This is a genomic window from Metapseudomonas cellulosilytica (assembly GCF_049334135.1).
Lineage (GTDB): Bacteria > Pseudomonadota > Gammaproteobacteria > Pseudomonadales > Pseudomonadaceae > Metapseudomonas.
The window spans coordinates 204554-223899 of the sequence record NZ_JBHZGN010000001.1; the positions used below are offsets into that span (position 1 = coordinate 204554).

At 60.8% G+C, this 19346-nt stretch carries 20 protein-coding genes, 1 tRNA gene and 1 pseudogene; 8 read left to right on the plus strand and 14 right to left on the minus strand.

What is annotated here, in order from left to right:
• Positions 1–147: 147 nt before the first annotated feature.
• The 6 genes from ACFW0H_RS00990 to gorA form a co-directional block, all read right to left on the minus strand.
• On the minus strand, positions 148–1317 hold the full coding sequence (locus ACFW0H_RS00990; protein WP_422912040.1) for an iron-containing alcohol dehydrogenase: 1170 nt from the start codon (positions 1315–1317) through the stop codon (positions 148–150).
• An 8-nt stretch (positions 1318–1325) separates the two neighbouring features.
• The gene (locus ACFW0H_RS00995) at positions 1326–2717 is read right to left on the minus strand and encodes an aldehyde dehydrogenase family protein (RefSeq protein ID WP_422912041.1); all 1392 of its coding nucleotides are present in this window, start codon (positions 2715–2717) and stop codon (positions 1326–1328) included.
• Between the two features lie 47 nt (positions 2718–2764).
• The gene (locus tag ACFW0H_RS01000; protein ID WP_422912042.1) at positions 2765–3571 is read right to left on the minus strand and encodes a dienelactone hydrolase family protein; all 807 of its coding nucleotides are present in this window, start codon (positions 3569–3571) and stop codon (positions 2765–2767) included.
• Between the two features lie 90 nt (positions 3572–3661).
• Positions 3662–4042 carry a VOC family protein gene (locus ACFW0H_RS01005; protein WP_422912043.1) on the minus strand — a complete coding sequence of 127 codons (381 nt, stop codon included), beginning with the start codon at positions 4040–4042 and terminating at the stop codon, positions 3662–3664.
• A 4-nt stretch (positions 4043–4046) separates the two neighbouring features.
• Positions 4047–4670, minus strand: a complete 624-nt coding sequence (locus ACFW0H_RS01010) for a trimeric intracellular cation channel family protein (RefSeq protein WP_422912044.1) — start codon at positions 4668–4670, stop codon at positions 4047–4049.
• 6 nt (positions 4671–4676) lie between these two features.
• Positions 4677–6035 (minus strand): glutathione-disulfide reductase, encoded by a 1359-nt coding sequence (gene gorA / locus ACFW0H_RS01015; RefSeq protein WP_422912045.1) that lies wholly within the window; start codon positions 6033–6035, stop codon positions 4677–4679.
• Positions 6036–6129: 94 nt separating this feature from the next.
• On the opposite strand from gorA, the gene ACFW0H_RS01020 reads away from it, so the two are divergent.
• The gene (locus ACFW0H_RS01020; protein WP_422912046.1) at positions 6130–6552 is read left to right on the plus strand and encodes a VOC family protein; all 423 of its coding nucleotides are present in this window, start codon (positions 6130–6132) and stop codon (positions 6550–6552) included.
• A 193-nt stretch (positions 6553–6745) separates the two neighbouring features.
• On the opposite strand, the gene galU is transcribed toward ACFW0H_RS01020, so the two are convergent.
• The 5 genes from galU to ACFW0H_RS01045 form a co-directional block, all read right to left on the minus strand.
• Positions 6746–7585 carry a UTP--glucose-1-phosphate uridylyltransferase GalU gene (galU, locus tag ACFW0H_RS01025; RefSeq protein ID WP_422912047.1) on the minus strand — a complete coding sequence of 280 codons (840 nt, stop codon included), beginning with the start codon at positions 7583–7585 and terminating at the stop codon, positions 6746–6748.
• Positions 7586–7632: 47 nt separating this feature from the next.
• Positions 7633–8994, minus strand: coding sequence for a UDP-glucose dehydrogenase family protein (locus tag ACFW0H_RS01030; protein WP_422912048.1), 1362 nt, complete (start codon positions 8992–8994; stop codon positions 7633–7635).
• A 94-nt stretch (positions 8995–9088) separates the two neighbouring features.
• Positions 9089–9400, minus strand: coding sequence for a hypothetical protein (locus ACFW0H_RS01035; protein WP_422912049.1), 312 nt, complete (start codon positions 9398–9400; stop codon positions 9089–9091).
• 657 nt (positions 9401–10057) lie between these two features.
• Positions 10058–10143, minus strand: a tRNA-Leu gene (locus tag ACFW0H_RS01040).
• A 208-nt stretch (positions 10144–10351) separates the two neighbouring features.
• Positions 10352–10669 carry a hypothetical protein gene (locus ACFW0H_RS01045; protein WP_422912050.1) on the minus strand — a complete coding sequence of 106 codons (318 nt, stop codon included), beginning with the start codon at positions 10667–10669 and terminating at the stop codon, positions 10352–10354.
• A gap of 398 nt (positions 10670–11067) precedes the next feature.
• On the opposite strand from ACFW0H_RS01045, the gene ACFW0H_RS01050 reads away from it, so the two are divergent.
• On the plus strand, positions 11068–11424 hold the full coding sequence (locus ACFW0H_RS01050) for a hypothetical protein (RefSeq protein WP_422912051.1): 357 nt from the start codon (positions 11068–11070) through the stop codon (positions 11422–11424).
• A gap of 36 nt (positions 11425–11460) precedes the next feature.
• Here ACFW0H_RS01050 and ACFW0H_RS01055 read toward each other — a convergent pair whose 3' ends face one another.
• Positions 11461–11652 carry a BPSL0761 family protein gene (locus ACFW0H_RS01055; protein WP_422912052.1) on the minus strand — a complete coding sequence of 64 codons (192 nt, stop codon included), beginning with the start codon at positions 11650–11652 and terminating at the stop codon, positions 11461–11463.
• A gap of 395 nt (positions 11653–12047) precedes the next feature.
• On the opposite strand from ACFW0H_RS01055, the gene ACFW0H_RS01060 reads away from it, so the two are divergent.
• Both ACFW0H_RS01060 and ACFW0H_RS01065 read left to right on the plus strand, forming a co-directional pair.
• Positions 12048–12710, plus strand: coding sequence for a hypothetical protein (locus ACFW0H_RS01060; RefSeq protein ID WP_422912053.1), 663 nt, complete (start codon positions 12048–12050; stop codon positions 12708–12710).
• 362 nt (positions 12711–13072) lie between these two features.
• Positions 13073–13282, plus strand: a complete 210-nt coding sequence (locus tag ACFW0H_RS01065; RefSeq protein WP_422912054.1) for a cold-shock protein — start codon at positions 13073–13075, stop codon at positions 13280–13282.
• Between the two features lie 326 nt (positions 13283–13608).
• Here ACFW0H_RS01065 and ACFW0H_RS01070 read toward each other — a convergent pair whose 3' ends face one another.
• Entirely contained in the window at positions 13609–14031 is a 423-nt protein-coding gene (locus ACFW0H_RS01070; RefSeq protein WP_422912055.1) for a hypothetical protein, read from the minus strand.
• 964 nt (positions 14032–14995) lie between these two features.
• Between ACFW0H_RS01070 and ACFW0H_RS01075 the strand changes: the two genes are divergently transcribed.
• Positions 14996–15427 (plus strand): hypothetical protein, encoded by a 432-nt coding sequence (locus tag ACFW0H_RS01075; RefSeq protein WP_422912056.1) that lies wholly within the window; start codon positions 14996–14998, stop codon positions 15425–15427.
• 356 nt (positions 15428–15783) lie between these two features.
• Here ACFW0H_RS01075 and ACFW0H_RS01080 read toward each other — a convergent pair whose 3' ends face one another.
• Positions 15784–15990, minus strand: coding sequence for a BPSL0761 family protein (locus ACFW0H_RS01080; RefSeq protein ID WP_422912057.1), 207 nt, complete (start codon positions 15988–15990; stop codon positions 15784–15786).
• A 293-nt stretch (positions 15991–16283) separates the two neighbouring features.
• Between ACFW0H_RS01080 and ACFW0H_RS01085 the strand changes: the two are divergent.
• The 3 genes and pseudogenes from ACFW0H_RS01085 to ACFW0H_RS01095 form a co-directional block, all read left to right on the plus strand.
• A pseudogene (locus ACFW0H_RS01085) lies at positions 16284–16385 on the plus strand (nucleoid-associated protein YejK); the annotation flags it as partial.
• Between the two features lie 209 nt (positions 16386–16594).
• A complete protein-coding gene (locus ACFW0H_RS01090; protein ID WP_422912058.1) occupies positions 16595–18655 on the plus strand; it encodes a LysM peptidoglycan-binding domain-containing protein in 2061 nt (686 codons plus the stop codon).
• Positions 18652–19008 (plus strand): hypothetical protein, encoded by a 357-nt coding sequence (locus ACFW0H_RS01095; RefSeq protein WP_422912059.1) that lies wholly within the window; start codon positions 18652–18654, stop codon positions 19006–19008. The genes ACFW0H_RS01090 and ACFW0H_RS01095 overlap by 4 nt, the downstream gene beginning before the upstream one ends.
• Positions 19009–19346: the final 338 nt, after the last annotated feature.

Below are 19346 nucleotides of genomic sequence, written 5' to 3' on the forward strand. Positions count from 1 at the left end.
GGACCGACGACGGGTTGCGCCGGCGGGCACCGGCGAGGGTCTGTTTCGTGGGTGTTGGAAGAACGCCGGGGCATCACCCCCGGAGCGGGCCAAGGCCCGCGTGGCCACGGATCAGGTGAACCTCACCGCTGCATTGATCAGATTAGTTCAGAGGCGGCCATGCAGCGCTTTCTCGAAGAGCCGGCTGTAGGCCTGGGCGTCGTAGCGGACCGGGTTGGTCGCGGCGGAAGGGTCCACTTCGGCCATGCGCCCCACCTGTTCGATGCGGGCGTCATCGATTCCGATATCAGCCAGGCTGTGGGGAATGTCCAGTTCGCTGCGAAGGCTCACCACCCAGTCGAGAACGCCGGCGACGCCCGCCCTGGGCAGCCCGAGGTAGCGGGCCAGGCGCGCCATCGGCCCTTCGATATGCGCGCGGTTGGCCTGCAGGACGTAGGGCATGAGCACTGCGTTGAGCAGGCCGTGGTGGGCGTCGTACAGGGCGCCGAGCGGATGGGCCAGTGCATGCATGGCGCCCAGGCCGCGCTGGAAGGCGGTGGCGCCCATGCTGGAGGCCACCAGCATCTGCAGCCGGGCCTCGACATCGTTGCCCCTGGTGGTGGCGCGTGGCAGGTAGTCCTTGACCAGGCGCATGCCCTCCAGGGCGATGCCGCCGGCCATCGGGTGGTAGAGCGGCGAACAATAGGCTTCGAGGCTGTGGGACAGGGCATCCATGCCGGTGGCGGCAGTGATCTTCGGCGGCAGGCCGAGGGTCAGTTCGGGGTCGAGGATGACGATGGCCGGCAGCATCCGCGCGTGGAAGATGATGCGCTTGATATGCGCCTGGTCATCGGTGATGACCGCCGCACGCCCCACTTCCGAACCGGTGCCGGCGGTGGTGGGCACCGCGACCACCGGCGCCATGCTGGTGACATTGACCCGCGAAGCGTTGTCGCCGACATCCTCGAAGTCCCAGAGCGGACGATCCTGCCCCACCATCAGGGCGATGGCCTTGCCGGCGTCCAGGGCCGAGCCACCGCCGAAGGCGATCACCCCGTCATGGCCTCCTGCCTTGAAGGCGGCCACGCCATCGGTGACGTTGGGTCCGGTCGGGTTGCCCTTGATCCCGTGGAAAAGCCCGGCATTCAGCCCGCTGTCGCGACACTGACCCAGTGCGGCGTCGATCATCGGCAGCGACGCCAGGCCGGGGTCGGTGACCAGCAGCGGGGCCTGCATGCCCAGTTCGCGACAGGCTGCCGCCAACTCGGCGATCCGGCCGACACCGACGCGTACCGAGGTGGGGTAGTTCCAGTTCATGCGGAAGTGGCTCGGGTCCATGACGTGCCTCACAGGCGGGTCTTGAAGTGGAAGGACTTGGGCCGGGTCAGGTGCTCGTAGCCCACCCGCGACAGGGTGCAGCCACGCCCGGACTGCTTGACGCCGGTCCAGGCCAGCGCCGGGTCCAGGTAATCGCAGCGATTGAGAAAGACCGTACCGGCATCCACCCGGTCCGCGAGCGCCAGTGCGCCTTGCTCGTCCTGGCTGAAGATGGCGGCGGTCAGGCCGTAGGCGCTGTCGTTCATCAGCGCCAGCGCCTCCTCATCGTCGCGAACCTTCTGGATGCCCACCACGGGACCGAAGGATTCCTCGGTCATGACCCGCATGCCGTGGTGGACCTCGGTGAGCACCTGGGGCGCGAGGTAGGCGCTGCCCGTGTGATCCAACGGAAAGGCGGCGACATCCAGGTGAGGCCTGGCGCCCTGCCCCACGGCTTCGCGTATCTGCCCACGGACGAATTCCGCCGCCTCGGCACGCACCAGGGGCCCCAAGGTGGTTTCCGGATCGTCGGAGCGACCCAGGCGGTACTGCCCGACCAGGGCCACCGCCTGTTCGACGAAGGCATCAAAGAGGTCCGCATGCACGTAGATGCGCTCGATGCCGCAGCAGGACTGGCCGGAGTTGAAAAAGGCGCCGTCGATGGCGGTTTCCACGGCATGGGCGAGATCGGCATCGGCCCGCACATAAGCCGGGTCCTTGCCGCCCAGCTCCAGCCCCGAGCTGATGAAGCGCCCGGCGACAGCACGCTCCACCATGGCGCCACCGGCCACGGAGCCGGTGAAGGCCACGTGCTTGACCGGCTCGGCCTGGATCAGCCGTTCCGTGTCGGCGTGGGTCAGGTGCAGGTACTGCAGCACGCCCGCCGGCAGTCCGGCCTCGGTGAAAGCTTCCACCATGCGCTCGGCACACAGTGGCGTCTGCGCGGAGTGTTTGAGCAGCACGCAGTTGCCCGCCAGCAGCGCCGGCACCACGGCATTCACCGCGGTCAGGTAAGGGTAGTTCCAGGGGGCGATGACCAGGGCGAGGCCCAGCGGCTCGCGGCGGATCAGGCGGGTGAAGCCGGGTCTGCCCGGCAGCTGGATATCGGCCAGGGCCTCTTCGGCGATATCGGCCATGTAGCTGGCGCGCTCGACGAAACCGCGAATCTCTCCGGGGGCGTAGCGGATCGGCCGCCCCATCATCCAGCAGAGCTCCTCGGCCAGCTGTGCCTCGCGCGCGGCGAAGGCAGCAACGGCGCGCCGGGTGATGGCGACACGCTCGGCCACCGGCGTGCCCTTCCAAGCCAGGCGCACGGCCTCGGCCCGCTCCAGCGCCACGGAGACGTCTGCCGCCGCGGCCCAGGGTCGCTCGACGTAGACCGAGCCATCGATGGGCGAGATGGTCTGCAACAGCTTGCTCATGCCATAGCTCTCCGGGTTGCCTGCCAACTTCAGCCTAGCCAAAGGCGCTACTGTCCGAGCGCCTCCTTGAACAGCGCCTGCATGTCGGCCCAGGAGTTCTCGTCCGCCACCTTGTTGTAGCCCAGGTCCGGTCCCTTCTCGCTGCCATGGCCGGCGTGGCTCAGGCGGTCGGCATCCGGGTTGCTGAAGCTGTGCTTGGCCTTGGGCTGGATGACCACGCGATAGTTGGCGCCGGCCTTGTCGAACTCTTCCTTGAAGGCATTGACGGCGGCCATGGGCACCAGGCTGTCCTTGCCGCCGTGCTCCACCAGGACCTTGGCCTTGACGCTACCGGGTGTGGCCGGCGTGGCGGTGGCCAACGGCCCGTGGAAGCTGACCACGGCTGCCAGCGGCACGCCCTGGCGGGCCATGTCCAGCACGATCTTGCCGCCCAGGCAGTAGCCGATCGCGGCCAGCCTGGCGCTGTCGGTCTGGGGCTGCTGCTTGAGCAGGTCGAGGCCAGCGAGGAAGCGCGCCTTGGCCGCCGGCGCGCTGGCCATGGCGGCCTTCATGAAGGTCTGGGCTTCGGCCGGGTGCTCGGTGTTCCTGCCTTCGCCGTACATATCGATGGCCAGGGCGCTGTAGCCGAGCGCGGCAAGGTCCCGGGCGCGGCGCTTGATGTAGTTGTCGAGCCCCCACCACTCGTGGACCACGACCACACCGGGACGCTTGCCGGCGATGGCATCGTCGTAGGCGTAGTAACCGATCAGGGCGGTACCGTCGGGGCCCTTGTAGGGGATCTCGCTGGTCTTGATCTCGGCCTGAGCGAGGCCGGTGCCGAGGAGCAGCGCGAAGAACAGGACGAATCTGGACATGGAGCTTTCCTCCAACCTGTTGAGGGGAAGAACGGCAGCATCCAGTGTTGCGGGTTTGGCGGAATTCGCCAACGAGGAAAATGAAAAGGCTTACTCGGGATAACGGCTGACTTCGATGAGGTTACCGTCCGGATCGCGGAAGTAGACCGATTCGATGGGGCCGAGGGCGCCAGTGCGCATCACTGGCCCCTCCTCCACTTCGACGCCCTGCTCGGCCAGGCGCTCCAGCACCCGGTCCAGCGGCCAGCGGGTAATCAGGCAGAGGTCGATGGCGCCAGGCAGCGGGTGGGCGGCCTTGGGTTCGAACTCCTGGCCCGCCTGGTGCAGGTTGAACTTCTGCTGGCCGAACGCCAGGGCGTGGCGGCCATTGCCGAAGGTCTGGTGTCGCAGGCCCAACACCCGCTGGTAGAAGTCGAGGGTGCCGGGAATATCGGCAACGGTGAGGACCAGATGGTCGAGGCGTTCGATCATGGCGTCAGTCCCGGTCGAGCAGGTGGAAGCGCGGCAGCGACAATCGCCAGTGGATCGCCGCCAGGCGGATCAGCAGCACCACCAGCATGGATACCGTGGTGACCAGCCAGCCCGGCATCGCGACCTGGCCTAGTCCGATGAAGGCCAGGGAACCGGCGATGCAGGCGATGGCGTAGATCTCCTTCTGGAATATCAGCGGCACCTCGTTGCAGATGATGTCCCGCAGCACGCCGCCGCCGACGGCGGTAATCACGCCCATGATCACCGCCGTGCCCGGCTCCAGGCCGTTCTGCAGGGCGACTTGCGTGCCATAGACGGTGAACACCGCGAGGCCGAAGGCGTCCGCCAGGAGCAGGCCGGTTTCGTTGATGGGCCGGGTCAGGCGCACCCAGAGCACGGTGCCCACCGCTGCCAGGGAGGCGATCAGGATATAGGTATCGTCCCTGATCCAGCTCACCGGATGATTGCCGAGGATGACGTCACGCAGGGTGCCGCCCCCCAGGGCCGTGATGATGGCGATGACCAGCACGCCGAACAGGTCCATGGACTTGCGCCCCGCCATGAGCGCACCGGTGATGGCGAACACCGCCACGCCGAACAGGTCCGACAGGTAGAAGAGCTGCTCCATTCAGGGTCAGGCGCCTACCGGGGTTCGCATGGTGACGAACTCTTCGGCGGCGGTCGGATGCACGCCGATGGTTTCGTCGAAGATGCGCTTGGTGGCGCCGGCCTTGATCGCCACGGCCAGGCCCTGGACGATCTCGCCAGCATCAGGGCCGACCATGTGGCAGCCGAGGACGCGGTCGGATTCAGCATCCACCACCAGCTTCATCAGCGTGCGTTCCTGGTTCTCGGTGAGGGTCAGCTTCATCGGCCGGAAACGGCTTTCGAACAGTTTCACCTTGTAGCCCTTGGCCCGCGCCTGTTGCTCGGTCAGGCCGACGGTGCCGATGTTGGGCAGGCTGAAGACGGCGGTGGGAATGTGCTCGTAATCCACCGGCCGGTACTCCTCGGGCCTGAACAAGCGGCGGGCGACGGCCATGCCTTCGGCCAGGGCCACCGGGGTCAGCTGCACGCGGCCGATCACATCGCCCAGGGCGAGGATGGACGGCTCGGCGGTCTGGTACTGGTCGTCAACCTTGATGAAGCCGCGCGCGTCCAGTTCGACGCCGGTGTTCTCCAGGCCGAGGTTGTCGAGCATCGGCCGGCGGCCAGTGGCGTAGAAGACGCAGTCGGTTTCCAGGTGACGGCCATCCTGCAGCGTGGCCAGCAGGCTGCCGTCGGCCTGCTTCTCGATGCGTGCGATGTCGGCGTTGAACTGCAGGTTCATGCCCTTCCGGCCCAGTTCGTCGCGCAGGTGATGGCGCACGGCGTCATCGAAGCCGCGCAGGAACAGCTCGCGGCGGTAGAGCAGCGTGGTCTGCGCACCCAGGCCGTGGAAGATCGACGCGAACTCGACGGCGATGTAGCCACCGCCCACTACCAGCACGCGCTTGGGCAGTTGCTCGAGGAAGAAGGCCTCGTTGGAGCTGATGGCCAGCTCGCGGCCAGGGATGTCCGGAATCTGCGGCCAGCCGCCGGTGGCGATCAGGATGTGCTCGGCAGTGCAACGCTGGCCGGCCACTTCCACGGTGTGGGGGTCGATCAGTCTGGCGTGGCCTTCTAGCAGGGTGACACCGCTGTTCACCAGCAGATTCCGGTAGATACCGTTGAGGCGGTGGATCTCGCGGTTCTTGTTGGCGATCAGGGTCGCCCAGTCGAAGCCAGCGTCGCCAAGGGACCAGCCGAAGCCTTGGGCCTGCTCGAAGTCATCCGCAAAGTGGGCGCCGTAGACCAGCAGCTTTTTCGGCACGCAGCCGACGTTGACGCAGGTACCGCCCAGGTAGCGGCTCTCGGCGATGGCCACACGGGCCCCGAAGCCAGCCGCGAAGCGCGCCGCGCGCACACCGCCGGAACCGGCACCTATGACGAAGAGGTCGAAGTCGTAAGCCATGGATAGTCTCCGCAAACAAGCCGCCAGCATACCCGAAGATCTGTATCTGACCAGTTGCCGGGCCTATCCTTGAGGCATCGACAAGGAGATTGCCATGCTTCCTACCCTCACCCACGTCGCCTTGCATGTGCCGGAACTGGAGCCCTGCATCCGCTTCTACGAGGACTTCTGCGGCATGCGGGTGATCCACGAACGCGTCGGCAAGGGCTCGAAGATCGTCTGGATGGCCGAGCCAGGCAAGGAGCATCAGTTCATCTTCGTCATCATGCCCGGCGGCCAGGACCGCCATCTCGCCGCCGATGACTACAGCCACTTGGGCTTCGCGGTCGACAGCCGCGAGCGGGTCGATGCCATCGCCGCCCGCGCCGAAGCCGCTGGCTGCCTGATCTGGGCGCCTCGGGACGAACCCTATCCGGTGGGCTATTACTGCGGCCTGCGCGACCCCGCGGGCAACTATGTGGAGTTCAGCTACGGCCAGCCGCTGGGGCCGGGCTCGGAGGCATTGCCGATTCCCTGACCTTCCCGTGGTTTGACCCGTGTAGGGTGGATAACGCTTTTCCATCCACCATCGAGGCCGTGCAAGACATCGATGGTGGAAATCCCCAAGGGATTTTCACCCTACGCGCCGATTGAGATGGAAGCTCCCACAAGGGCAATCCCCGGCAATGAAAAAGGCCGCCCGAAGGCGGCCTCTTCCCTGACGCGGTCTATCAGAAGGCCTTGCCAGTCTTGTACAGGTTCTCGAAGCAGTAGTTGGTGGCTTCGATGTAGCCTTCCGCACCACCGCAGTCGAAGCGCTTGCCCTTGAATTTGTATGCCAGCACGCAACCGTCCTGGGCCTGCTTCATCAGGGCGTCGGTGATCTGGATTTCACCCCCCTTGCCCGGCTCGGTCTGCTCGATGAGGTCGAAGATGTCCGGGGTCAGGATGTAGCGGCCGATGATCGCCAGGTTGGACGGGGCATCTTCCGGCTTGGGTTTTTCCACCATGCTGTTCACGCGGAAAATGTCATCGCGGATCATCTCGCCAGAGATCACGCCGTACTTCGAGGTTTCCTCGCGCGGCACTTCCTGAATGGCGACGATGGAGCAGCGGAACTGGTTGTACAGCTTGACCATCTGGGTCAGTACACCGTCGCCTTCCAGGTTCAAGCAAAGGTCGTCGGCCAGGACAACGGCGAAGGGTTCGTCGCCGATCAGCGGGCGGCCGCTGAGAATGGCGTGGCCCAGGCCCTTCATCTCAACCTGGCGGGTGTAGGAGAAGCTGCACTCATCGATCAGGCGACGGATGCCGACCAGGTATTTCTCCTTGTCGGTACCCTTGATCTGGTGTTCCAGCTCGTAACTGATGTCGAAGTGGTCTTCGAGGGCGCGCTTGCCACGACCGGTCACGATGGAGATTTCGCTGAGGCCGGCATCCAGGGCCTCTTCAACACCGTACTGGATGAGCGGCTTGTTCACCACAGGCAGCATTTCCTTTGGCATCGCCTTGGTGGCCGGCAGGAAGCGGGTACCATAACCGGCGGCGGGGAACAGGCATTTCTTGATCATTTCGAACCTTGAGAGGTGGGTTTTGGGCGGATCGCCGCGCAGTCTAATCAGGCGGCACTCGCCTTACAATGGCCGCTTGCCGGCCTTCCTATGCCACGGTACAGAAACCCCGCTTCGGCCAACTGCTCCGGCGCGTAGAGGTTGCGTCCATCGAAGAGCACGGGCACGCGCATAAGACCACGAATCCGCTCGAAGTTCGGCTGGCGAAACTGTTTCCACTCGGTCACCAGCACCAGGGCATCCGCCCCCTCGCTGGCGGCGTAGGGCGAATCCAGCAGGTGCAGCTGACCCGACTCCACGGCCTTGGGGTAGCGTGCGGCAACCCCGGCATTGGCCGCCGGATCGTGAGCCTGGACCCGCACCCCCGCCTGCAACAGTGCATCCAGCAGCACCAGGCTCGGGGCTTCGCGCAGGTCATCGGTACCCGGCTTGAACGCCAACCCCCAGAGCGCCACCACCCTGCCCTGCAGGGATCCATTGAAATGTTCGCGCAAGGCCTGGAACAGCAGGGTCTTCTGCAGTGCGTTGCGCGCTTCCACGGCACGCAGGATGCCGGGTTCCATGCCCTCCTGCTCCGCCGTGCGAATGAGCGCCCTCACATCCTTGGGGAAGCAAGAGCCGCCATAACCGCAGCCGGCATAGATGAAATGAGTGCCGATGCGCTTGTCGCTGCCGACGCCGCGACGCACATCCTCGATGTCCACGCCCAGTCGCGCACAAATGCCGGCCATTTCGTTCATGAAGGAAATCTTGGTCGCGAGGAAGGCGTTCGAGGCGTACTTGGTGAACTCCGCCGCGCGCACCCCCATGGCCAGCACCCGCTCGTGATTGCGCAGGAATGGCGCGTAGAGGCGGCGCAGTTGTTCAGTCGCCTCCGACTCGTCGCAACCGATGATGACCCGATCCGGGCGCATGAAGTCGTCGATGGCCGAACCCTCCTTGAGAAACTCCGGGTTGCTCGCCACCTCCACCCTGAACGCCAGTCCGCGCGCCGCGATGCCGGCATTGATACGCTGGGCGACCCGCTCCGCAGTGCCCACCGGGACAGTGGACTTGTCCACCACCAGGCAACTGTGCCTGAGGCTGCTTCCCAGTTCTTCGGCCACCGCCAGGACGTGGGAAAGGTCTGCCGATCCGTCCTCTCCGCTGGGCGTGCCGACGGCGATGAAGACGATGTCGGCCTGCTCGATGCCGTCGTCGATTCGCGCCGTGAAGTTCAGCTGGCCACTGGCGAGATGGGCCTGGAGCATGGGTTCCAGGCCGGGCTCATAGATGGGCACCTGGCCGCGGGAAAGGCGCGCCAGGCGAAATGGATCACGCTCAACGCACGTGACCTGGTTGCCCATTTCAGCAAAACAGGTCGCTGTAACCAAACCCACATAACCCGCACCGATCACGCATAGCCGCATGGATAGAGCCTCCACCAGTGATAGGCGGATTCCATCCAAGGCTGATGGCAGCCGCGTGACGGCGCCATGACAGTACGGCGACGGGGTGTCGTGGTCAGGATTCCATTGGGAGCTCATTGAGCTCCATTTCCACCAGGGCTTCGGTGATTTCGTAGGGAATGGGCATTCCACTGTAGCTGGCCAAGGCTTCCCAGTTCTGGTCCAGCCCCGCCCCGATGGCGGCAAGATGCTCGATCATGCGCCCCCCTGCAATTTTCACTGCGGGGTCCTCGCTGCGCATCATCTCGAAGGACATTTCACTCATCGCCGCCGTAAGGTGCGTGAGGCTGCGTGTGGTCAGGCTGAGCAAACGCACCAGTTGCTGCTCTTTCGATTCCATTCGATTTCCCTCTTTCACCTGAGTCATTCAGGCTCCCCTAAAGCCAGTCGAATTGCACACCAGGCACGCCAAGGGCGCACCACCAATTCGGACTTAGTCCATTCGCGCTGGCGAAAGGTTCGACGCCGGCATCGGACGCGTCCCATAAAAACCGAGCGTCCGGCGATGATATAGGAAGGACTGCCGTACAGAAATCACCAGAAACGAACAGGCCCGCACGAGGCGGGCCTGGAATTCTTAGTAGGTGGCCGGTGCTGGTTTCCGGCTTGCGAGGTTTATCAGGCTTCTCGCAGAAGCATGTCATCTCTTCTGCTTCACACGGCGTAAGGGCTGGATCTCATCGAGGAGATCTTTCTAACCGTGTACCCTTCGGAACGCGCCCCACGTTTCCTCACTATCCGCTTGCGCATCAGTCTGCGTATCCACCTACTGATATTCAGGCTAGCAAAGCCCTCTGCTCCTGGCAGCGCGTTTTTAGACCATTTTCTTCCGGCCACGCCGCAAGCTGAAACAGAACGCGAAAAGCGAATTCAACCGCTTCCCTGGCAGAAAGAAGGCCGGTGCTCGGCGTCGGGAGCCTCACGTTAACAGCACAGCGTTTCAACGCCCACGGGCTGGCCGTTCGGGTGATTGCGACTCTTCTTAATCGACTCGAGGAAAGTTGCGCAACACGTTGATTTTGAATGGTGCCCGGAGCGGGACTCGAACCCGCAAGCCCAAAGGGCGAAGCATTTTAAGTGCTCTGCGTATACCGATTTCGCCATCCGGGCTGGAGGGGTACTGAGGCAGGGCGCTGATTTAAGCCCAAATAAAATTCCGAATCAATCACTTACGCACGCAAGGCTGGCAATGTGCGTCCACTGGTCTGGCCGCAAATATCCCGCGAACCAAGCGATTTGGTTTTGTCTGTGCATGTTGGTGGGGCGCATTGGACGGCGCCCTGCCGAAACCAGAACGAGCATCATGGCAGCTACTGCGTCAACGCCGGAATGATGACCGCGATCGGTGAGGTGAACGATCCATGAACGCGATGGTTGCGGGTACGGCCAGCGGCCTATCCGCCTTGTTGACCGGCCGGGTTTCGGACGCGACGGGGTAGCCACCTGCGTCGGCGGCCAAAGCGGCGTAGGCACTCAGCGCCACGCGCTCAGCGAGAACGAGCTGCTCGAACCTGGCCATCTGGTCATCCGACCAGGGGACTATCCCTTCTTCCAGGAAGGCCACCATTGCGGCGTGCGAAGCAGCTACGTCGAGCGAGAGCTGACGCAGCTTTGCCCAATGCGTCGGTTCGGTCACGAATCACTCCTGGTGCATCACATTTTCAGATGCACCTGATTAGCAATAGCGCAAAGATCTCAACAACGCCAGGAAGCTGGCGGGTGTGCTGTGAGCGGCAGATACGTTCATTGCGTGAAATTGGCGCTCTCCGCCTCTGGCCATGGCGGATGGTGACGTCAGCGCTCCAGCGTTCCCGTTCGCGAGTTACAAGCGGTGCGGTCGGAAGATCACCTCTTCGAAGACGACGCGAACACAGCCGGGCAACCTCAGCCAACGACCCGATCCTCTTGCGGCATCCGCCAGAGCCCGCCACACAGCCCAGCGGCCGCCTTATCTAAATCAACGGTAATGCCGAGGGGGCTCGGTCAATCTACCGTTACGGAGTAGCAATCCTCGGCAAGTGGCAAGGCGAAGTTATGGCTTGGCAACAATGTTCGGCGTGTCATGGCAACAGCACCATTCTCAAAGGCGGGCACACGATCGAGTGCCGCCACTGTCGAGGCCAGGGCCGGGTGTATGTGAACCCGTCGAAGCCGGTTGGCGTTGGATTTCCGCTTCTGACAGTCCTGCAGGTATTCGCGGCCCTCGCCGCGGGATACCTGGCGACGAATTTCGACAAGCAGTGGGCCCCGACGCACAACCTGATACTGGGTGCCCTGGTGGCCGGCGCGGTCTACTGGGCGTTTACGCTCAAGGTGATCCGGGTGCTGATGCTATGGGCGATCGCTGGAGTGATCCTCTTCCAGGCGTACCAGGTCTGGATTCTCCGCTGATCAATTGCTTGACCGTTCGCAGCTCCATACGCGCAGCTATTGCACCGGCTCCCTCGCGTCAGGTTTGCCGCGCAGGCTTACGTCGCCATGCAGGGCATACGGGTAGTGCCTCAGCAACCAGTTCACCTCCTGGCGGACTTCTTCCGGCAGATCGGTGTCACGGGTTAGCCCAATCAGGAAGTCCCAGGTCTGAAAAACCGATTGAGTGCGCCTATCCGGGAGATTCATACCGTACCCCCTGAAGTTCGATTGGATGATTCACGCCTCTACGGCGTTTTGGCCTTGCGAGGGACGAGAGCCGCAGGAAGGTCAATGTATTGAATCTGGGCAACCCCCGATATCGTCGTTCGCAGGAACCTGGTGTGGCGGTTACGACCAATTTCCTGTAGTGGATCGGTTACGGATGAGACGCGCTCAATCTCCTGAGATGCCGGCCAGCTCTACCGGAAGCCCCTGAATACTGCCTACCGCATGCCCCATCGATGGGAACTGCGGGATGATCGGGGTGGCAAAAAGGAGCGAAAGTGAAGCTTTAAAGCGCCTGGCCGCTCAACCAGCGACCAATAGTCAGCGGTAACCTCCACTGGATATGATGGTGCCCCACATCCCGACAAGGAGGTCGCGTGCGCACTCCCCTGCCGCTACTCGCCGTCATGCTTCTGACTGGATGCGCAGCCGATTCGACCCAGGAGCTGCCGGCGTCGCCCCTGGCGGTCCCCTCCGATTCCAGGACACAGTTGATCGTCAATTTCAAAGCGGGCAACGAAGTCTTCAGGAACGCCCATTGGGATCAGTTCAAGTCCTCTTGGCGCGCGGCCATCCAGAGTGAAGCTTCGACCTACGGGTATTCCGTAACCGAGCAGGTCGGCCCGATTACCACCGCGTCCGCCCCGGGCTTGCTCCTGGTAATCAAGGTGAACGACTTCCGCTATGTCACCGAGTCCGAAGGCGCCGACGACGCCTCGATTGACGCAAGGGTTATCTACCTGGATGCGCAGACCGCCAAGGAATACGGTGAGCGCACCTACAGTTCCAGCTCCTCGGCCTGGGAAGGAATCTCTTCAGAGAGGACCGATGTACAGATCCAGGCATTTGCCAAGGGTATCGTCAACGAAATTCGGTCCGCCAATACCACTTCCGAACCCCGCCAGACCGCACCCGGCATCTCGGCTGCCCGCACGACTGACCCCGCCCCCACGAAAGAGCAGCAACTCGAGCAGCTCAACCGCGAGGGCCTGAGCTACGAGGAGTACCAGCGGCGGTATCGGGAGATTGTGGGGCAGTGACCACGGTGAGTTCTTGCATCACGGATTGCACTCGGCTTGCCGGTACATCGGACAAGTAGCTCACCTATGAGTGATGAGCCGTTATTGCGCGCGACTCGCCCTGGACTATAAAGGCCTGCTCTTGTGCCGGCCGGGAAACTGGACCGGCCGTCCAGAATCAATCCAGAAATGGCCATGGCAGCAGAAAAGACTATCCAATCCAGGCAAACACTGTATCCTGCCGCCACTGCCTGCTCAGTCTTGCGGCACCGTTTTGATGTTCTGTCTTTTCGATTTTCCATCTCCTCGGCACCTCTCACTTCGCATTCAGTCATGGCCAGGCCCTTGCCTGACCCGTATTCCTACACCTTGGAGATAACATCATGTCTGCTCGCCAAAACGGTACCGTCAAGTGGTTCAACGCCGAGAAGGGCTTCGGCTTCATCACCCCTGAGCAAGGTCCGGATGTGTTCGTTCACTTCCGTCAGATCGAAAGCACTGGCTACAAATCCCTGGACGAGGGCCAGCGCGTCAGCTTCCTCGTCACCGCCGGGGCGAAAGGCCCCCAGGCTGAACAGGTTCGCCCCCTGTAACAGCCCCCGCACTGAAAGCCCCGCTCATGCGGGGCTTTTTTGTTTCTGCCGTTGTCTCTGACTGCAGCGCTCAGCCGGAGAAATGGCACTCTCCCGATGCTACACAGACGTGGGAAGGACTGAATAAGCCCGCCTAGACACTGCTGCATGGTCGGCAAGGCGATCATTCTTGCCTGGGTAATCGATCTACCTGCGTGCGGAGCACTTCATCCTCTATGCCAGAGCCCAGCCTGGCGCCGCCGCAAGGGGCCGCTGACCGCTTACTGGTGCGCGCCCCGCAATCGCGCATGCGCTCTCAACAAACGGAGAGGCGCCATGACCAACGACTACCCCAAAGGCGGCAGCGGCACCGGCTCCTTCTTTCGACCCACCCGGACAAATACGCAGAGCCAGACCCAGAGGAGCACGCCCATGACTTTCGCAGTCTCCACGAGAACGGTGCCCTCAAGAGCAAGAACGTCCTTGGTGATTCCGTACAGCGGATGGTCGTCGGCCAGGTACGGAGACTCTATCCCCCAGATCAACACGACAACCCACGCGCCACTGGCCAGCCATAAAGAAATCCATAGCGACCATTCAACAAACAACTTCTGGGCTTTGTTCATTGCGCCATCCCTTGCCAAATAAAAGCTCCGGTTCATCTTAGCCCCTAAAACTGAAATCGCTTCTTGACCCGACTCACATGCTGTCGTCGAGCACTGGTCGAAATCAGGGGCCCCAACTGATTCAAATCCCAGCAGCCAGCGCATGAGCTATCCGATGCTGAGGAACCTAACCCTGACCTCGAAACCCCGTAAGGATCAGCAGGGGGCTTCACGAGATTTTCACCTGCCCAGGAGCACAGTGAATCTCAGCTGAAGGACCAGCGCCCATCCGACGATGTACATGAAGCCCCGCCTCCCCGTGCGGGGCTTTGTGTTTTCGCGACCGGCTGGTCGTCAGGGAGATCTCGGCGAGACACATCATGGCAGTCTCGGTAGGCCCTGGCAGCTCAAGGCGCGGGGTTCGGCGCCGGGCGTTGGGTGGTATTGGGCCGGGCCGCGGAAAGATCAGTCGCCACCAGTTGAGGCACGAAGGCTTCCGGGGCGGCCGCTGGATCGTAATGAATCACCGGGACGCTCCCGGGTTCACCGCTCAGACGAATCTGCAGATATTCGCGGCAGGGATCGATGGGTGACGCATTGCCCGGCCGGAACACGCCCAGCGCCACCGGCAAGCGGACATTCTCGGCGAAGTCGAGGCAGCAGGGGTCTGTAGGAATGAGATTGCGACAGGGGTCTACGGGGATACCGAACGCGCCGTCGCCAAAAAGGTTCTACCCCACTTCATGAAGGGCCCTCACCAGGCCCAGAGCGTGGGCAGGCGGGACGTATTGAACAAATGAAGGTACGCCCACCAACCCGTCAAGCCGACGCGCGTCTCTCTGCCCTCCAGCTTTATCGTTGCCCGTCCAAAGGAAAGTTCCAACGAACAACTGCGAACCCAGCTGACGCGCCAGCCCGAGCGGGCATTTCGTTTCCGCGTCTCACGGCCGAAATCAGCAGCCAGAATTGAAACTATTCACAAAGGGTCTGAGATTCTTAGAGCCGCGCCCTATCCTGAATTGTTGAGCCAGCGCCCTGGTTCTCTGACCCTGGCTCAGATTGCTAGCGATCACGTCATTCGACGACAGCAGACCGCTAACGCGACATCTGGATGATCGAGGGCTCAGGCATGAACGTTCTCTTCCTCGCGATTAGCCTCGCGACTGTGCCAACCATTGCGTACGCAGATGTTCTGGATATTCAAATCGATAGGAAGGCCACTTTGGTGCTGGATGGCGCCCAGGTACTGGTCACCGGAACCGTCACCTGCGATGTGTCACCCGACACAACCTTTACAAACTCCACCATTTTTCCGGCAGTGGTGCAGCTCACCAAGAATGGCAAGATCGTGAACGTAGCCTTCGCCCCGGGCACCGATAACTTCCCATGCTCCGACCCTACAACGCCATCACCCTATGCCCTTCTCATCCCGAGCGCTGGAGTCACATTCAAACCGGGACAGGCAATCGTTGGGATAACGGTGCAGCAAGTCCTCTGCAATTCGATTGAATGCCGATTCTCGAACAAAAATCTGAACCAACCCGCGGTGCTCAATCCTTGAGGCACTTCATTCCACAAGCCCGCCGTGTGCGGGCTTTCTTGTTCTTGGGCTATCCCTCCACCCACGACACGGCCCAGCATCCCTCAATCGGCTCAATCTTCAGCCACTCCTTTCCGCACTCCAAGCAGCGCATGCGGATGCAGCGGCTGCCAATTGGCGCTCTCTCAACGCAGACCGCCACCAGTATTCCATCTCCATGCCGACGGGTGGGATCCGGTTCAGAAACCATCGCCTCGCAGCTGGAACAAATGCCCATTTCACACTCATTCTGAAGCTCGACCTGGTCAGGCAGTGCGGCTTACCAGTGCCTGCGACCGACTGGCAACTGTGCAAGCGTCATTGCATGGGACGACCAGTCACTGCTCCGCCGTCCCGCCGTCCCTTGAGTAAGGCGAGACCGGCAAGTATGGATCGACCTTGTAAGAGAGGGAGTACGGATAGTGCCTCAGCAACCAATTAGCGTCTTCCCGGACATCCTTTGGTAGATCGGGGTCATGGGCTAGCTCAACAAGGTGAGACCACATCTGGTAGATCGATTTGGTTCGCTCATCCGGGAGATTCATACAGCGCCTCCTAGCATTCGATTGAATGCTTCACACCCTTGGAAGGCTTCCCCAACAGGTAACTTTACTGAACCTGGTCAACCCCAAACATCGCCGTTTTCAGGAACCTGCTGTAGCGATTACCACCAAGTTCTTGTCGTGGATCGACTATGCGTTGGGATCCCGTGCAGCTCGATCGCGATAGTCAGCGTCTGAAATGGATCGTCCAATGATCTGACAAGCGCCCCCACCCTTCACAGACATGCCGCTGGGACAGCACCAGCGGCACGACATCGCTCGACCCGGAGAATCCCATGCCGATACGCCACAGCATCGCCCACCTCATCGACAAGAAGCCCGACGGCAGTGCCGCCGTGCTGCATGCCCGGGATAGCGAATTGGGCGAAGCGCCTGCGCATCCCTGCCAACATTTTGGAGGCGTGGAAGCAGCATCAACCGCAAGGCTACGGCGTTTGCCTGGACTTTCCGAGATCGAAACAGCCCAGGGCTGAAGCGCCAAGCGCAAAGCCGAGGCCCGGCAGCGGCGCAGGGTGAAGCGCATCGAGCATGCTACGCGACTGTTCGCTAAGGAACTGATTATCCGGGCCGAGCCCCGACCAGCTACGTGATCAACCAGGGCGACACCCTGGCCAGTATCGCCCAGGCGGTATGGGGCGACGCAAAGATGTGGTACCTGATCGCCGACGCCAACGGCCTGGATCCGAGCCAGGAATTGACGCCGGGCGACAGCCTGAAAATCCCCAACGTCGTCAGCAGCACCCACAATGACGCGACCACTTTCAAACCCTACGACCCCGACGCGGTGATTGGCGATACCACGCCGAGTCCGAAATCCCCCCCGCCCCCCAAACCGAAAAAGAAGAAATGCAACAAACTCGCCAGTGTGGCGATGGTGGTTGTTGCAGTGGTGGTGTCTTTCTACACAGGTTTTTTGGCAACACCTGTACTTGGATCAATTGGCGGCACAGTAGTTGGATCAGTTGGCGGCACAATCGTTGGAGCCATGGCCGGTTCCGCAGCATCTCAGCTAACCGGCAAAGCCTTGGGAGTCGTCGATAGCTTCTCGTTGCGGCAAGTAGCTGCCACGGGCATAACCGCGGGACTTACATCGGGACTCGATGCCCTGGCCACCGCCGGCCAGCTCGGCCGTACTGGGACGACAGCCAGCAATATCCTCAAGGAAGGAAAAGCCTACAGCTACGCGGCGCAAGGTGCCGCCAATTATGTAGGCAGCCAAATTGGCAATCGGATTGCCGGGCTAGAGACCTCATTCAGCTGGCGGAATATGGCCGCCTCTGCAATTGGTGCCGCAGTGGCCGGAAAGGTCAACGGCGGCAGCGGACTTGTAAGCAGCACAACTCGCGGACTGATTAGCGCACATGCCTCCGCCGCAATGCGTGACAAGTGGTTTGTCGGAGACAAGCCGGACTATGCACAGGTCGCTGCGGATGCTTTTGGCAATGCGTTGGCGGATTTTGTCGTGGATCAGGGAGTACAGACCAAGGTCCGTGAGGTCATGGACCAGGCCGGTATCACCAATCGGAACGACCGGAACGAGGAAGCTATCGAAAACCTGGTTCGAAAAGGGCATAGCGTAGAAAAAATAGTCCAAGTTCTCAAAGATAGAGAAATGAGGGAGGTTTTGCTGACTCAGGTCGAGGTGCTGAAAGACGGCAGGCTCGCTTATCACAATGAATGGGGGGCAAGTGTCTTCGCCGCACCAGAGCCTGCTCCAATCGAGGCAAGCATCGATGGCATCGTAACCAGCGCAGCTCCCACGGCCCTCAACCCTGTAGCCAGGGTGGTCAATCAATACGGCGATCCATTGGTGCGCGCAGTCTCCGCTGTCGGAGAGTTTGCGGAGAGATACCCTGAAAAGGCCGAACTCTATGAGATTGCAGCTCAAGGTGCCTACTATGTCGTGGCCGGTCCTGCGGCCTTTATCAAGGACCAAGTAATTGACCACACTATTGGACCAATCATAGATCAGGCCTTTGATTATGCTCAAAGTGAGGTGAGCCGCTACTATCAAGAGAACGGGGTATTGAAGCCTCAAGCAGATCTAGTAGCTGGCGGTACGCTGTTTGTTGGCGCCATGGCCTTTGGTTCGATTGGGAAGGGTGTTGAGTTTGCGAAGGATTTCAATTCTAATCGTAAGGTTGCCACAGATCGGATTGAGAGGGACACCCCGTCTGGTTCCCCTACTGAGGTGGAAGCCAGCACTACAGTTTCAAACAAAATAACAGCCACGCGAGAAAATATTGTCAGCGGTTTGGGTGAAACTGTTCAGCCGCATCTTAAGGCTATTTCCGATTTTGATGCCGATGCACTTGTGGGTTTCCGGGGAAGTTTAGCGCGTGGTTTTAAAGGACCACATAAGGAGAATGCACCTTTTGACCCACAGAATTTTGACGTTGATGCCTTCATCGTGAGCGATAAGATTGCTTCTCAGTTTGGTAGCAAGGTCAAATTTAGAAGTGGCTCCGTTATTGATGGCTTGGCGAAAGTCCAAGGGGCTATTGATGCCTCCCTTAGACAAAATCCTGTATTTAGCGGATTAAGGGATGAGTCATTTACATTCCGCATATTCACACACAAGGAAATTCAAAACCTTCAGACCAAACCTGATGCGCAATATTTCTTCATCAAAGGGAGTGGACAATGAACTTCAGCAATGGCTCGTTAAGAGTTTACGCACATGTCGGCATAAAACCGGTCGGCACATTATCAGAAACGGCAAAGGTGCTGGGTGAAATTCTTGCCGTATCATTTTTCGAGGACAAAAGCGGAAGGTTCGATGAATTTCCCGCGTTTATCGCTGAGGCAACTCACATTCGTTATGCGCTGCTTGGTAATCCTGATCCCGAAGAAGACTTGAGAGATGATCCAACTGAAGATTTTGAACTAGTAATAGAACCACGCGACCAGACATTAACATCACAAAAGGCGGACAAATCAGATGAGCTTGTCTCAATTATTAGTCTTGATGGAAGAATTGACTGCTGGGTTTTGCGGTAGTTATCAACGAAAAATTGGACGAACGTAAAATGGGTCAGCTTTGAATGGCACTTACTTAGCTCTTTTGGGATGACCGCTCCTTTGTATTTCGGCGTGATTCGGTTCGCTTGCCCTGAAGTCGGGATGCACAGCAGGGTCCTTGGGGCAAAGCAGAATAAGGGGACTTTGGTTCTAGTAAAAAGGGGACGGATTTATTTTCCCTACTCTAATCCTGACTGGCGGGGTGAGATTAGAGTACAAAAAATATATCTGTCCCCTTTACGGTCCCCTTTACGAGGGGTTTGTTGGGTGGCCGGATCACCGTGGAATCGGTGGCCAGTTGACCGTGGAATCCGCAC

Bases quoted from the DNA above. Each gene is read 5' to 3' on its own strand.
- ACFW0H_RS00990 (WP_422912040.1), bottom strand. From the start codon at position 1,317: ATGGACCCGAGCCACTTCCGCATGAACTGGAACTACCCCACCTCGGTA.
- ACFW0H_RS00995 (WP_422912041.1), bottom strand. From the start codon at position 2,717: ATGAGCAAGCTGTTGCAGACCATCTCGCCCATCGATGGCTCGGTCTAC.
- ACFW0H_RS01000 (WP_422912042.1), bottom strand. From the start codon at position 3,571: ATGTCCAGATTCGTCCTGTTCTTCGCGCTGCTCCTCGGCACCGGCCTC.
- ACFW0H_RS01005 (WP_422912043.1), bottom strand. From the start codon at position 4,042: ATGATCGAACGCCTCGACCATCTGGTCCTCACCGTTGCCGATATTCCC.
- ACFW0H_RS01010 (WP_422912044.1), bottom strand. From the start codon at position 4,670: ATGGAGCAGCTCTTCTACCTGTCGGACCTGTTCGGCGTGGCGGTGTTC.
- gorA (WP_422912045.1), bottom strand. From the start codon at position 6,035: ATGGCTTACGACTTCGACCTCTTCGTCATAGGTGCCGGTTCCGGCGGT.
- ACFW0H_RS01020 (WP_422912046.1), top strand. From the start codon at position 6,130: ATGCTTCCTACCCTCACCCACGTCGCCTTGCATGTGCCGGAACTGGAG.
- galU (WP_422912047.1), bottom strand. From the start codon at position 7,585: ATGATCAAGAAATGCCTGTTCCCCGCCGCCGGTTATGGTACCCGCTTC.
- ACFW0H_RS01030 (WP_422912048.1), bottom strand. From the start codon at position 8,994: ATGCGGCTATGCGTGATCGGTGCGGGTTATGTGGGTTTGGTTACAGCG.
- ACFW0H_RS01035 (WP_422912049.1), bottom strand. From the start codon at position 9,400: ATGACTCAGGTGAAAGAGGGAAATCGAATGGAATCGAAAGAGCAGCAA.
- ACFW0H_RS01050 (WP_422912051.1), top strand. From the start codon at position 11,068: ATGGCTTGGCAACAATGTTCGGCGTGTCATGGCAACAGCACCATTCTC.
- ACFW0H_RS01055 (WP_422912052.1), bottom strand. From the start codon at position 11,652: ATGAATCTCCCGGATAGGCGCACTCAATCGGTTTTTCAGACCTGGGAC.
- ACFW0H_RS01065 (WP_422912054.1), top strand. From the start codon at position 13,073: ATGTCTGCTCGCCAAAACGGTACCGTCAAGTGGTTCAACGCCGAGAAG.
- ACFW0H_RS01070 (WP_422912055.1), bottom strand. From the start codon at position 14,031: ATGCGCTGGCTGCTGGGATTTGAATCAGTTGGGGCCCCTGATTTCGAC.
- ACFW0H_RS01075 (WP_422912056.1), top strand. From the start codon at position 14,996: ATGAACGTTCTCTTCCTCGCGATTAGCCTCGCGACTGTGCCAACCATT.
- ACFW0H_RS01080 (WP_422912057.1), bottom strand. From the start codon at position 15,990: ATGAATCTCCCGGATGAGCGAACCAAATCGATCTACCAGATGTGGTCT.
- ACFW0H_RS01095 (WP_422912059.1), top strand. From the start codon at position 18,652: ATGAACTTCAGCAATGGCTCGTTAAGAGTTTACGCACATGTCGGCATA.